Consider the following 15007-nt stretch of genomic DNA (forward strand, 5'->3'; position numbering starts at 1 on the left):
TAGTCGCGAAGTTTGTCCTCGGTGTCACCGGCGCTCATCGGCCACGCTCTCCAGAAGTCGGGGGTCCGGATCGATCGGCGGCCGAGGGGTCCGGCGGGTCGGGCGCTGACCGGTTCGGCGGGTCGGCGGCCCACGGGACCGGTGGTTCGCCGGATCGGTCGAGGCCCAACTCCTCGTCGAGCAGGGTGAACATCTCGTCATCGGTCACGTCGTCGAAGCCGTCCGATCCCTGGTCGCCGGGAGCGACGACGGATGCCGTCCCGTTCGGCGTCTCCTCGAATCGCCACACCAGTTCGCGAAGGCGGCGCAGCACCGCCTCCCGCTCGTCGGGCGCGCCCGGGGGCGAGTCGGCGAACGCCGCCTCGAGCCGGTCCAGTTCCCCGAGCAGCGGCGCCGGCGCGGACTCCTGTGCGGGGTCCAGCCCTTCGTCCAGGAACCGGGCGAGTGCCTTCGGGGTCGGACAGTCGAAGGTCACCGTCGTGGGCAGGCGCAATCCGGTGGCGACGCCGAGCCGGTTGCGCAGTTCGACCACGGTCAGCGAGTCGAATCCGGATTCCAGGAAGCCGCGTTCGGAGGAGATCGCGTCCGTCGCAGCGTGCCCCAGGACGAGGGCGCTGTGCCGACGGACGAGGTCGATCAGGATGCGCTCCCGCTCCGCCCGGGACCGTCCCGACAACTGCTCGGCGAGCGCCGGTTCCGCGTGGGCCTCGGCGGCGACGGCCCGCCGCAGCGGGGCACGCACCAGGCCGCGCAGGGGTGCGGCCAGGACACCCTGCTCGGCCGCCGCACGCAGCGCGCCGAGATCGAACCGGACGGCGGCCGGGTTCGCCTGCGCCGTCCTCAGGGCCGCGTCCAGCAGCGCGAGGCCCTGTTCGGCGGTCATGGCGACGATGCCGGAGCGGCGCATCCGGGCGAGGTCCGGCCGGCCGAGGTGTCCGGTCATGCCACTCGCCGCGCCCCACAGTCCCCACGCCACGGAGGTGGCGGGAAGACCGGCGGCCTGTCTGCGGGCGGCGAGCGCGTCCAGGAAGGTGTTGGCGGCGGCGTAGTTGGCCTGCGCCGGGCCGCCCAGGACGCCGGCGATCGAGGAGAAGAACACGAAGGCGGCGAGGTCGTGGCCGGCGGTCAGCTCGTGCAGGTTGATCGCACCGTCGACCTTCGCTCGCAACACCCGCTCCACATGTTCGGGCGTCATCGACTCGACCGGTGCGTCGGCCAGGACTCCGGCGGCGTGGACGACCCCGGTCAGCGGCGCGGAATCCGGGATGCGCGCCAGAACCCGCGCGAGCGCTTCGCGGTCGGCCGCGTCGCACTCCTCGACGACCACCCGCGCCCCGAGACCGGCGAGTTCGGACACCAGCTCCGCCGCACCCGGGGCGGCCATGCCCCGGCGGCTGAGCAACACCAGACCGCGCACACCGTGTTCGGCGACAAGGTGCCGGGCCACCAGAGCCCCCAGCGTGCCCGTACCGCCGGTGATCAACACCGTCCCGTCCGGATCGAGCGGCACCGGCATCCGAAACACCAACTTGCCCGTATGCCGCGCCTGCGCCATGAACCGAAAGACCTCGGGCGCCCGCCGCACATCCACGGATCGCACCGGCACCGGCGTCAACACACCCGACGCGAACAGCGCCGACAGTTCGCGGAGCAGTACCGCGATCCGCTCCGGTCCCGCCTCCAACAGGTCGAACGCCCGATACACGACTCCCGGAAACGCGGACTCCACGGTGTCCGCGTCCCGGATGTCGGTCTTGCCCATCTCCACGAACCTGCCACCGTCGCGGAGCAGTCCCAGCGAGGCGTCCACGAACTCGCCCGCCAGCGAGTTCAACACCACGTCCACGCCCCGACCGTTCGTCGCGGCCCGGAAACGCGTCGCGAAATCGAGCGTCCGCGAATCACCGATATGCGCGTCGTCCAAACCCAACGACCGCAGCACATCCCACTTGCCACGACTCGCCGTCGCGAACACCTCGGCACCCAGATGCCGGGCGACCTGCACCGCCGCCATCCCCACCCCACCGGTCCCCGCATGGATCAACACCGACTCACCCGCCCGCAGCCGACCGAGCGCGGACAGCCCGTGATACGCCGTCAGGAACACCACCGGCACCGACGCCGCCCGCTCCCAGGACCACTCCGCCGGAATCCGGGCAACGGTCCGGTGATCGGCAACGGCGTGCGACCCCAACGCCTTTGGGAACATCCCGAACACCCGGTCCCCGACCACGAATTCGGACACGCCAGGACCCACCTCGGTCACCACGCCCGCGCTCTCGCCGCCCATCGACGCACCGGCTCCCGGGTACACGCCCAGGGCGATCAGCACATCACGGAAGTTCAGCCCCGCCGCCCGCACCGCGATCCGCAACTGCCCGGACCCCAAGGGCTCCAGGGCCTCCGGCGCCGGCACCGGCGTCAGATCTCCCAACGTCCTGCGCGAGATCGCATCCAGTCGCCACGCGTCCACCGGCGGTGTCAGCGTTCCGTCCCCATCCGCGCGAACCAGCCTCGGCGCGAGCACGGCGCCCGACCGCACGGCGACCTGGGTCTCCCGCGCCGCCAGTGCCGTGCGCGCCACCTCGACGGGGTCCGCCGCGTCGTCGTCGGCATCCGGGTCGAGGTCGATCACCAGGAACCGACCCGGGTGTTCGTGCTGCGCCGACCGCACCAACCCCCACGCGGGAGCGTGTACGAGGTCCGACACCGGGTCACCGGATGCCACCGCCACCGCCCCACGCGTGACCACCACGAAGCACGACGTGTCCGATGCGGTGGTCAGCCAATCCCGCATCTCCGTGAGCACGCGGACGGCCGCCGCCTCGACCGCCGAGGCGAGATCGGCGACCGCCGCCGGGATCGGGGCACAGGCGTGGATGGTCAGGTCCGGCCGCGGATCCGGCCCGACGCCGTCCGGAGCGGGCGGGTCGAGGGGACTCCAGACCACCGAGTACAGGGAATCCGCGGCCGCCGACCCGGCGCCCAGCCGCGCCCGGTCGACGGCGCGCAGTTCGAGGGCCTCAGCCGTGAGCACCGGTCGCCCGGTGCCGTCGGCGGCCTGCACCACGATCCGGTCGGGATCACCGCCGACCGGCGCCAATCGGATCCGCAGCGCCGACGCCCCGACCGCGTGCACCGTAAGCCCCTGCCACCCGAACGGCAGCCGCATCGTACCCGCCGGGGCGGCGTCCACCTCGGCCCCGACGAGGCCGTGCAGCGCGGCGTCGAGCAGCGCGGGGTGCACCGCGAACCGACCGGCGCTCCCGTCGAGTTCGTTGGGCAACCGCACGTCGGCGAACATCTCGCCGTCCCGACCCCGGTACAGCGCCCGCAAGCCCCGGAACGCGGGCCCGTAGCCGTATCCGGCGTCGGCGGCACGAGCGTAGAAGCCGTCGAGGTCGACCGGTCGCGCACCGGCGGGGGGCCACGCCACCAGGTCGAACGCCGCCTCGGTGGCCTCCTCGGCCAGGAATCCGGCGGCGTGGCGGGTCCATTCGCCGTCCTCGCCCACAGCCTCGTCCCGGGAGTACACCGCGATGGCCCGGCGTCCGTCGGCGGCCGGCGGCTCCACCCGTACCTGAAGGGCGCACGCGCCCTGCTCGGGCACCACGAACGGCGTGTGCAACGTCAGTTCGTCGACACGTCCGCAGCCCACCCGATCGCCCGCCTGGACGGCCAGTTCCGCAAAGGCGGTTCCGGGCAACACCACCGTCCCCGCGACGGCGTGGTCGCGCAACCACGGCTGGGCCCGGAGGGAGATTCGGCCGGTCAGTACGATCGCGTCGACTCCGGCCAGGCGTACCGTCGCCGCGAGCAACGGGTGCCCGGCCGCGACCAGTCCGAGCCCGGCGGCGTCCACCGGTGCGCCCGCGCCGCCGTCGAGCCAGTAGGACCGGCGTCGGAAGGCATAGGTGGGCAGGTCGAGGTGCCGGCGCACGGTCGGCGCGAGCACCGCCGACCAGTCGATCGAGCGACCGCGGACATGGGCCAGTGCGAGTGCCGTCAACAACCCTTCGTGCTCCGGGCGGTCTCGGCGCAGTACGAAGCCGGCGGCAACATCGGGCGGGTCCGCCTCGGTGTCGGTCCGCTCGGCAAGACAATCCTGCACCAGGGCGGTCAACACCGCGTCCGGCCCCAGTTCGAGGAAGGTTCCCACACCCGCCGCACGCAGTTCCCGCGCACCGTCCGCGAAGCGCACGGCGCCGCGCACCTGCCGTACCCAGTAGTCCGGTTCGATCAGGTCCTCGGCACTCGCGAGCCGTCCGGTCAGGGTGGAGACGATCGGCAGTGTGGGTCGGCCGAAAGTGACCCCTTCCAGCACAGCCCGGAATTGGGCCGTCATCCCGTCCATCCGCAGCGAGTGGGACGCGCGGCTGATCGTCAGTCGCCTGGTCTTGCGTCCGCGTGCCGCGAACTCGGCGGCCACCCGAAGCACCGGCTCCTCGTCGCCGGAGAGCACCACCGACGTCGGACCGTTCAGCGCGGCGATGCCCGCCGTGTCACCGACACCCGCCGCCGCCAGCGCCGCCGCCACCTCGTCCTCGCCGGCCTGTACCGCGACCATCGCGCCCCCGGCCGGAAGCGCCTGCATCAACCGCCCACGCGCCGCGACCACCTCGGCGGCGTCCGCGAGCGACCAGACGCCGGCGACATGCGCGGCGGCCAACTCCCCGATCGAATGACCCAGCAGGAATCGTGGCCGCAGACCGAACGATTCGAGCAGGCGGAACAGCGCCACCTCGATCGCGAAGAGCGCCGCCTGGGTGAACACCGTCTCGTCCAGCAGCCCGGCAGTGCCCTCCGCCCCGAACACCACGTCCCGCACCGAATACACGACATGCCCGGCCAGTCGGCGATCCAGCTCGGACACCGCAGCGTCGAAAGCCTGCGCGAACACCGGGAAGGCGGCGTGTAGTTCACGGCCCATGCCGACGCGCTGACCGCCCTGCCCGCCGAACAGGAAAGCCAGGTCCCCCGCCCCGAGCACCGATCCCCGGACGACGCCGGTCCCGAACTCGCCCGCCGCCAGCGCGTCCAGCCCACCCGACAGTGCGGCACGCGTGGAACCGATCACCACGGCGCGCTCTTCGAGCGCTGCACGCGAGCCGGCCAGCACCGAGGCGACCGCGGCGAGGTCGAGTTCGGGGTTCTCGTCCAGATAGCCCGACAACTTCGCGGCCTGGGCACGCAGCGCGTCGTCGGACCTCGCCGAAAGGTGCCAGGCCAGGACCCGTTCGCCGGCCGGGACTTCCGCGCCGTCCTCGACGCGAGCCGGTTCGGGTTCGTGCTCCAGAAGCACATGGGCGTTGGTGCCGCTCGCGCCGAACGACGAGACACCGGCCCGGCGGGGACGACCGTTCTCGGGCCACTCGCGCGCCTCGGTGAGCAGTTCGACCGTACCCGCCGACCAGTCGACATGCGGGGACGGCTCATCGCAGTGCAGCGTCCGAGGCAACACGCCCGCGCGCATCGCCATCACCATCTTGATCACGCCACCCACCCCGGCGGCGGCCTGGGCGTGACCGATGTTCGACTTCAACGACCCAAGGTACAAGGGCCGTTCGGCGCTGCGCTCTCGGCCGTAGGTGGCGATCAGCGCCTGTGCCTCGATCGGGTCACCGAGCGTGGTACCGGTGCCGTGTGCCTCGACCGCGTCGATGTCGGCGCCGGACAGTCTCGCGTTCGCCAGCGCCTGCCGGATGACCCGCTGCTGCGACGAACCGTTCGGCGCCGTGAGCCCGTTGCTCGCGCCGTCCTGATTGATCGCCGTACCGCGCACCGTCGCCAACACCCGATGCCCGTGCCGCCGCGCGTCGGACAACCGCTCCACCAACAGCACACCGACACCCTCCGACCAGCCCGCGCCGTCCGCGGCCGCCGAGAACGCCTTGCAGCGACCGTCCGGCGCCAACCCCCGCTGCCGACTGAACTCGACGAAGACCTCCGGCGTCGCCATCACCGTCACCCCACCGGCCAGCGCCATCGAACACTCGCCGCCGCGCACGGCCTGAACGGCCAGATGCAGCGCGACCAACGACGAGGAGCACGCGGTATCCACGGTCACCGCCGGACCCTCGAACCCGAAGGTGTAGGCGATCCGTCCCGACGCGACGCTGCCGGAGTTGCCGAGCAGCAGGTAGCCGTCCACGCCCTCGGGCGCCTTCCGCATGCCCGACGCGTAGTCGTGGTACATCACCCCGACGAACACGCCGGTTCGGCTGCCGCGCAACGTGCCGGGATCGATCCCGGCCCGTTCCAGCACCTGCCACGAGGTCTCCAGCAACAGCCGCTGCTGCGGATCCATCGCCATGGCCTCGCGCGGCGATATGTCGAAGAATCCGGCGTCGAACTGCCCGGCGTCGTGCAGGAACCCGCCCTCGCGGGCATAGCTCTTCCCGGATGCCGTCGGGTCGGGGTCGTACAGGCCGTCCAGGTCCCAGCCGCGGTTCGACGGGAACGGCGAGACGACGTCCCGGCCGTCGGCGACCAGGCGCCACAGGTCCTCGGGCGACTCCACCCCGCCGGGGTAGCGGCAGGCCATCCCGACGATGGCGATCGGGTCGTCGTCCATCGGCGCGGCGGGCATGGTGATGGGCGAAGCGTCCCGGGTGCCCAGGAGTTCCCGGCGGACCTCGCGCAGCAGTGCCGCCGGTGTCGGGTGGTCGAAAACGAGGGTGGCGGGCAGGCGCAGGCCGGTGGCCGTGTCGAGCCGGTTGCGCAGGTCGAGGGCGGTCAGCGAGTCGAAGCCGAGCGACTTGAAGGTCGCGGTGAAGACGATGTCGGCGCCCGTGGGGAGGCCGAGTACGGCCGCCACGTGTTCGCGGATCAGCGCCGCGAGGGCCCGCTCCCGCTCGACCTCCGACAGCGCGCCGAGCCGCCGGGTCAGGGCGGGCCCCGACGGGAGCGCGCCCGCGCCGGCCGCGACCGGGCGAGCCGGTGTGCGCACGAAGCCGCGCAGCATGCCCGCCGACGGGCCACTCCCGGCGCGGGCACGGAGCGCGGGCAGGTCCAACGCGGCCGGGACCAGCAAGGCCTCGGTCGAGCCGAGCGCGGCGTCGAACAGGCGCAGCCCCTGCTCCGTGTCGAGCGGTCCGATGCCGAGCCCGCGCATACGCTGCCGGTCGGCGTCACTCATCCCGCCGGTCATTCCGCCGGCCTCGCCCCACATCCCCCAGGCGAGCGAGGTGGCCGGGAGCCCGGCGGCGCGGCGGGCGTGGGCGAGTGCGTCGAGGTAGGTGTTCGCCGCCGCGTAGTTCCCCTGTCCCGGACCGCCCAGGATGCCGGAGACCGAGGAGAAGAGCACAAAGGCGGCGAGGTGGTGGTCGGCGGTCAGTTCGTGCAGGTTGACCGCGCCGTCGAGCTTGGCGCGCAGCACGGCGTGCAGCCGGTCGTCGGTCATGGCCGCGACCAGACCGTCGTCCAGCACTCCGGCGGCATGCACCACACCGGTCAGCGGGACCCGCAGGCGATCCAATACCCCGCGCAAGACGTCCCGATCGGCCACGTCACCGGCCTCGACCACCACCGACGCACCCAGCTTCGCCAAGTCCCCGGCCAACTCGCGGACCCCGGGAGCCTGTTCACCCCGGCGGCCGAGGAGCACCAGATAGCGCACCCCGTGCCGCGAGACGAGACGGCGGGCCATCAGCCCACCCAACAGGCCGGTGCCTCCGGTGATCAGGACCGCCCCATCCCCGAAACGCCCCGGCGCCTCGACGGGCGAAGCGGCGTGCCGAACCAGTCGGGGCACCGAAACCACACCCCCGCGCACCACCAACTCCCGTTCCCCAGAAGCCAGTACGTCCGGCAGGACGGGTGCCCACTGCGCGTCGTCGACGTCCACCACGACGAATCGATCGGGGTGTTCGGTCGCCGCCGACCGCACCAGACCCCACACCGCCGACGCCGCGAGTCCCGGCAGCGCCGAGGCGTGCTCACCCGTCGAGACACCCACCGCATCCCGTGTCACCACGACCAACCGCGCCCCGGCGAACCGCTCGTCGGCAAGCCACTCCCGCACCACCGACAACACCCGTACCGCCACCCGGTGGGCTGCGGCGGCTTGATCGCCGCCCGCTGCCGAGTCGGCGAAACAGGGCACAACGACCACCTCGGGTACGCCGTCGGCCGCCACCGCCCGCAGATCGGGCGCATCCACGCCCAGCACCCGGATCGCCCCGGCGAAGCGAACATCGACCGCACCGATCGGAGTCCACTCGACGCGGTACAGCTCCTGCTCCGCGATCGACCGGGCCGCGCCGAGCACGTCGGGGGCGATGGGGCGCAGCGTCAGCGCCTCGATCACGGCCACCGGGGCCCCGGTCGCATCGGCCAGCGATACCCGGACGCCGTCCGACCCGGCGGGGGACAGCCGTACCCGCAGGTGGGACGCGCCGTTCGCGTGCAGCGTCAGCCCCTTGAAGACAAACGGCAACAACATCCGCTCGCCGCCCGGGGACAGTGCGGCGTGCAACGCGGCGTCCAGCAGCGCCGGGTGCAGTCCGAAACGAACCGCATCCGCCGCCGCGTCGTCGGGCAGCGCCACCTCCGCGTACGTGTCGTCGCCCACTCGCCATGCGGCCCGCAGGCCCCGGAACGTGGGCCCGTACGCATAGCCGCCGCGCTCCAGGTCGGCGTAGAAACTTTCGAGATCCATCGGCTCCGCACCGGTCGGCGGCCAGGTCTCCGACGCGAGGGACTCGTCCTGCGCCGATGTGGCGGCCGAGAGTGTCCCGACAGCGTGCCGGGTCCAGTCCGGCTCCGCCGGCTCGTCCGCGCCGCGGGCGTACACGGCGACCGAACGCGACCCGTCGGCCTCGGCCGCACCGACCACGACCTGGATCTCCAGCGAGCCGTGCTCGGGGAGCACCAGCGGGGCCTCCAGGGCGAGTTCGACGAGCCGGCCGCAGCCGACCTCGTCCCCGGCCCGGATCGCCAGTTCCGCGAACGCCGTACCCGGCAGCAGCACCGTCCCGCCGACCACGTGGTCCCCGAGCCAGGCGTGCGTGGACAACGACAGTCGTCCCGTCGACAGGACTCCCCGCCCGTCCCCGAGCCGCACCACCGCCCCGAGCAGCGCATGGCGCGCCGGGGCCTGACCGAGGCCGCGCGCGTCACCATGGGACGCGGAACGGGCCGACCAATACCGTCGACGGCGGAAGGCGTAGGTCGGCAATTCGAGGTCGCTGCTGGTGTGTTCGCCCGTGAGAGGTGTCCAGTCGACGGTGATGCCGTTGACGTGTGCCTCGGCGAGTGCCGTGGTGAAACGCCCCGGACCACCCTCACCACGCCGCAACGTCCCCAACACCACCGCCTCGGCACCCGCGGCCTCGACCGTGCCCTCGACGGCCGCGGTCAACACCGGATGGGCACTCACCTCGACGAACCCGTCGAACCCCCGAGCCAGCAAAAGCCGCACCGTCTCCTCGAAACGCACCGTACGCCGCAGATTCGCATACCAATACTCCGCATCGAGCAACATCGCACCCGACCGTTCCGCGGTCACCGTCGAATACAACGGCACCGACGGCACCACCGGCACCACACCCGCCAACCCACCCAACAACCGCTCCCGAACCGACTCCACCCCCACCGAATGCGACGCATAATCCACCGGCACCCGACGCACCCACACACCCCGCGCCCCACACACCGCAACCAACTCGTCCACCGCACCCGGATCACCGGACACCGTCACCGACACCGGCCCGTTCACCGCCGCAACCGACAACCGCCCCCCGAACCGCCCCAACAACCCGACCACATCGCCATACGACGCCGACACCGACACCATCGCCCCGGAACCCGCCAACACCCCAAGCGCCCGACTCCGCAACGCCACCACCCGCGCACCATCCGCCAACGACAACGCCCCCGCCACACACGCCGCCGCGATCTCCCCCTGCGAATGACCCACCACCGCACCCGGCACCACACCGAACGACCGCCACAACTCCGCAAGCGAAACCATCACCGCCCACAACACCGGCTGCACCACATCCACCCGCCCCAACCACACCCCCGACCCCGACCGCAAAACCGACACCAACGACCAATCCACAAACGGCGCAAGCGCCGCCTCACACTCCGCAACCCGCCCGGCGAACACCGGAAAACCATCCAGCAACTCCGCACCCATCCCCACCCACTGCGACCCCTGCCCCGGAAACACAAACACCGTCCGACCCGAGGAGCGAGCCACTCCCGAGACGACGCCCGGTCGGGGCTCCTCCGCGCCCAACGCCGCCAACCCGGCGACCAGTTCGGTCCGGTCCGCGGCCAGTACGACGCCGCGACGCGCCAGCGACGACCGCGACACGGTCAGCGCCGACGCCAAGTCGGACAACCCGAGTTCGGGCTCGTCCCCGACGAACCGCGCCAGTCGGGCCGCCTGCGCCCGCAGACCGTCTCGGCCTTGCCCGGACACCACGAAGGGGAGCGGCGCACCCGTACGCGCATCGGACCGGGGCGCCGCCCGCACGGTCTCGGCCGCCTGCTCGACGATCACGTGCGCGTTCGTCCCGCTGATCCCGAACGACGAGACCGCGGCCCGGCGCGGACGGCCCGCCTCGGGCCACTCCCGTGCCCGGGTCAGCAACTCCACCGTGCCCGCCGACCAGTCGACGTGTGGGGACGGCTCGTCGGCGTGCAGGGTCCGCGGCAGTACGCCCTCGCGCATCGCCATCACCATCTTGATCACCCCGGCCACACCCGCGGCTGCCTGCGCGTGGCCGATGTTCGACTTCAACGACCCGAGGTACAGCGGCCGTCGGCCGTCCCGGCCCTGGCCGTAGGTGGCGATCAGCGCCTGCGCCTCGATCGGGTCACCGAGCCTGGTACCGGTGCCGTGCGCCTCGACCGCGTCGACATCGCCCGCCGACAGACCGGCGTTCGCCAACGCGAGCCGGATGACCCGCTGCTGGGACGAACCGTTCGGCGCGGTCAGGCCGTTGCTCGCGCCGTCCTGATTGATCGCCGTACCACGCACCGTCGCCAGCACCCGATGCCCGTGCCGCCGCGCGTCGGACAACCGCTCCACGAGCAGCACCCCGACACCCTCGGACCAGCCGGTGCCGTCCGCCGCCGCCGAGAACGCCTTGCACCGGCCGTCCGGCGCCAACCCCCGCTGTCGACCGAACTCGACGAACATGCCCGGGGTCGACATCACCGTCACCCCGGCCGCCAACGCCATCGAGCACTCGCCGGCGCGCAGGGCCTGCGCCGCGAGGTGCAGGCCGACCAGCGACGACGAGCACGCCGTATCGACCGTGACGGCCGGGCCCTCGAAGCCGAACGTGTAGGCGAGCCGTCCGGACAGGACCCCGGCGGCGCTTCCGGTGAGCCGGTAGCCCTCGGAGCCGTCGACGGCGGCGTCGAGCCGGGCGCCGTAGTCCTGGCCCATCGCGCCGACGAACACACCGGTCCGGCTGCCCTTCAAGGCGGCCGGGTCGATGCCGGCCCGTTCGAAGACCTCCCACGAGGTCTCCAGCAACAACCGCTGCTGCGGATCCATCGCCGACGCCTCGCGCGGCGAGATCCCGAAGAAGTCCGCGTCGAAGTCGGCGGCGCCGGCGAGGAAGCCGCCATGCCGGACGCAATCGGTGCTCCCGAAGCCGGAGTCCGGGCCGGAATCCGGGTCGTGGAGCGCCGCCGGGTCCCACCCCCGGTCATCGGGGAAGGGCGTGATGGCGTCGCCGCCCGCGGCCACCAGTCGCCACAGGTCCTCCGGGGAGGCGATGCCGCCGGGCAGGCGGCAGGCCATACCGACGATGGCGATCGGGTCGGTGTCGGTCGGCTGTTCCGCCACCACGTCGAACTCGGGGCCCGAGTCGTCGGGGGTCGTGTCGAGGAGCAGGCCGGCCAGATGCCGCGCGACAGCGGCCGGCGTGGGGTGGTCGTAGGCGAGCGTTGTGGGCAGCCGAAGCCCGGTGTCGGTGTTGATCCGGTTGCGCAGTTCGACGGCGCCCGGAGAGTCCAGACCCAGGGCCTCGAACGTCTGCTCACCGTCGGTCGCGTTCAGCGCGGGCCGGTCCAGCAGCATCGCACTGTGCGCGAACACCAGTTCGTATACCGTCTGTTCCCGCTCCGCACGGGCGAGCCCGGCCGCCCGATCGGCCCACGCGGACCGCGCCTGCCGACGGACCCCGGCGGCTGCGTCGGCCGTACCGCCGACCCTGAAGCGCTCGCGCTGGAACGCATACGTGGGCAGATCGACCCGACGCGCTCCCGGGGCCCGGAGCGGGTTCCAGTCGACCGCGACGCCGCAGGTGTACGCCTCCGCGAGCGCGGTGCAAAAGCGCTCGGGGCCGCCCTGATCGCGGCGCAGCGTGCCGAGCGCCGCAGCCTCCGCGCCGGCGTCCTCGATCGTCTCCAGGATGCTCGTGGTGAGCACGGGGTGTGCGCCGACTTCGATGAAGACGTCGTGTCCTCGCTCCAGGAGGGTCCGGACGGCCTGCTCGAAGCGCACGGTCCGGCGCAGGTTGGCGTACCAGTACTCGGCGTCGAGGGTGGTGGTGTCCACCGGCACACCGGTCACCGACGAACAGAACGGGATACGGGACGGGCGCGGCCGGATGTCGGCAAGGTCGCGGAGCATGGCCGCGCGGGTGCCGGTGACCTGGGTGGAGTGCGAGGCGTAGTCGATCGGGACCCGCCGGGTCCGCATGCCCCCGGCCGCGCAGGCGACGAGGAGTTCGTCGAGGGCGGCCGGTTCGCCCGAGACGACGACGGATGCCGGGCCGTTGACCGCCGCGACCGACAGGCGTCCGTCGAAGGGGGCGATCAGTGCGGTGATCCGCTCGGACGAGACGCCCACCGAGACCATGCCGCCGCGGCCGGACAGGTCGAGGAGGATACGGCCGCGCAGCGCCACGACCTTCGCGCCGTCGGCGAGGGTGAGCGCGCCCGCGACGCACGCGGCGGCGATCTCGCCCTGGGAGTGGCCGAGCACGGCGGCGGGTCGTACGCCGAAGGAGGCCCACAGTTCGGCGAGCGAGACCATGACCGCCCAGAGCACGGGTTGTACGACGTCGGCCCGCTCCAGCCAGTCGGCGGACGCCGAGCGCAGCGTCGACACCACCGAGCGGTCGAGGTAGGGCGCGAGCGCCGCCTCGCAGTCCGCGATCCGTGCGGCGAACACCGGTGCGGAGTCGAGGAGTCCGACGGCCATGCCGAGCCATTGTGAGCCCTGGCCGGGGAAGACCAGCACCGTGCGCCCGGCGGTTCGGGCCCGCCCGGCCACCACGCCCGGCGCCGGCTCCCCGGCGGCGAGCGCCCGCAGACCCGCGACCGCGTCGGTCCGACCGCCGGCGATCACCACAGCCCGGTGGTCGAACGTCGACCGCGTCGACAGGAGCGAGTGCGCGATGTCGGGTAGACCCGGTTCCGGCCGGTCGCCGACGAAGCGGGCAAGCCGGGCCGCCTGGGCACGCAGGGCCTGGTCGGTTGTGCCGGAGACGACCAGGGGTGAGACGTCGGGGGTGACCGAGGGCCGGACGTCGACCGTGTGCGGCCCGGTCTCGACCGTCGACCCGCTCTCGGGCGCGAACTCCGCCCCGGAGAGCACCACATGGCAATTGGTCCCGCCCATGCCGAACGAACTCACCCCGGCGATCCGCAGCCCCGCCGACTCCACCGGATCCACCGCGTCCACCGGCCCCGGCCATGGCGTCGACTCCGTCGCCACCGTCAACCCCAACTTTGCGAACGGGATCTCCGGATTCGGCTCCGTGTGGTTCAAACTCGCCGGAATCTCCCCGTGGGAGATCACCAGCGCCGCCTTCACCAACCCGATCACCCCGGCCGCGGCCTCCAGGTGGCCGACATTGGTCTTCACCGACCCCACCGGCAGCGCCCGGTCCGCCTCGCGCCCGGCCCCGAGCACCGCGCCCAGCGCGGCGGCCTCGACCGGGTCGCCGAGCCTGGTTCCGGTTCCGTGCAACTCGACGTAGCCGACCCGGGCCGGGTCCACGTCCGCGTGCTCGTACGCCCGGCGCAGCACGTCCCGTTGCCCGCTCACGTCGGGCGCGGTCAGTGTCTCGCCGCCCCCGTCGTTGTTGACGGCGCCGCCGCGCACGAGGCAGTGGATCCGGTCGCCGTCCGCGAGCGCGCGCCGCAGCGGCTTGAGCACCACGACGGCGCCGCCCTCGCCGCGGACGTAGCCGTTGGCCCCGGCGGCGAAGGTGTGGCAGCGGCCGTCCGGGGACAGTGCGCCGAAACGCTCCAGGCGGTCGGTGGATCGTGCGGTCAGGATCAGGTTGACCCCGCCGGCCAGGGCCGTCTCGGATTCGCCGGAGCGCAGGCTTTCACAGGCCGTGTGCACGGCGACCAGGGACGAGGACTGGCCGGTGTCCACGGTCAGACTGGGGCCGCCGGCGCGCAGGAAGTAGGAGAGGCGGTTGGCGACCATGCTGCGGTGCTGACCCGTGACGGCGTGCGCGGTGGCCAGGTCCGGGTCCTCGGCCCCGAGCAGCAGCGCGTAGTCGTCGGAACCGGCGGCGACGAACACGCCGGTGCGGGTGCCGGCCAGGGTGTCGGCGATGATGCCCGCGTCCTCCAGTGCCTCCCAGCCCAGTTCGAGCATCAGCCGCTGATGGGGGTCCATCGTGGCGGCCTCGCGCCCGGAGATGCCGAAGAAGGCCGGGTCGAAGCGGTCGATCGAGGCGAGGAAGGATCCGCGACCCGACACCCCGCCGATGCCCGGACGGTCCGCGGGCGGCGGTGCGATGGTGTCCACGCCCGCCCGCAACAACCGCCACAGGTCCGCCGGACCGTGCACGCCCGGCAGTCGGCATGCCATGCCGACGACGGCGATCGGCTCGTGCCGGTGCGGACCGGAATGCCGGTTCGCGGACGGGTCGTTGCCCGAGCGGTCCGCACGTACCATGTCAAGCCTTTCGGTTCTCGGCCGAGGTGGTCCGCTGTCGGGGCCCGGCGGCCGACCCGGGCGGACACGCCGGTTCCCGTCGGACGCACGGGCTCGCGGTGGACCAAGTCTTCGATCGCC

At 72.7% G+C, this 15007-nt stretch carries 1 protein-coding gene; it reads right to left on the reverse strand.

The genetic code is table 11. The features are described from left to right. Positions 1–34 precede the first annotated feature (34 nt). Complete coding sequence (locus tag ACFRCG_RS19110) at positions 35–14887, reverse strand: SDR family NAD(P)-dependent oxidoreductase (protein WP_380032919.1); 14853 nt, start codon at positions 14885–14887, stop codon at positions 35–37. Positions 14888–15007: the final 120 nt, after the last annotated feature.

Origin of the sequence: Embleya sp. NPDC056575, assembly GCF_042793325.1 — a bacterium.
Taxonomy (GTDB): Bacteria; Actinomycetota; Actinomycetes; order Streptomycetales; family Streptomycetaceae; genus Embleya.

Coding starts and splice junctions, on each gene's coding strand:
- ACFRCG_RS19110 (WP_380032919.1), bottom strand. CDS start 14,887: ATGGTACGTGCGGACCGCTCGGGCAACGACCCGTCCGCGAACCGGCAT.